At 52.1% G+C, this 305-nt stretch carries 1 pseudogene; it reads left to right on the forward strand.

Features of this window, described 5'->3' with window-relative positions:
- Window positions 1-296, forward strand: a pseudogene (locus NE473_RS31015) (hypothetical protein); the annotation flags it as partial.
- Window positions 297-305: the final 9 nt, after the last annotated feature.

The following is a 305-nucleotide window of genomic DNA, read 5'->3' on the forward strand; positions in this document are numbered from 1 at the left end:
GCTTAAAGGCCGCTGTCATCGATCCGCTTTTCGACAGCGAATACCGAAAGATCATCGGCCTCTACATGTTCTGGAATCTGGCGCTGCAGGTAGCCGGACCATTTTTCAGTGTATACATAGTAACAGGGCTTTCTCTGGACTACACCTATATCACCTTCCTTGGACTGATCGCCTCCTCCGTCCGCGTGGTGGCGGCCTGTTTCTGGGGGTATCTGGGAAAATATCGGACGGGTAGAGCGGATCCGGGGTATGATTATTGTATACATGGGGAAAGTCCGCGCGTATCTGCTTCCTGATTCCATCAC

It is taken from the genome of Hungatella sp. SL.1.14, assembly GCF_024460495.1.
Classification (GTDB): domain Bacteria; phylum Bacillota; class Clostridia; order Lachnospirales; family Lachnospiraceae; genus Hungatella; species Hungatella hathewayi.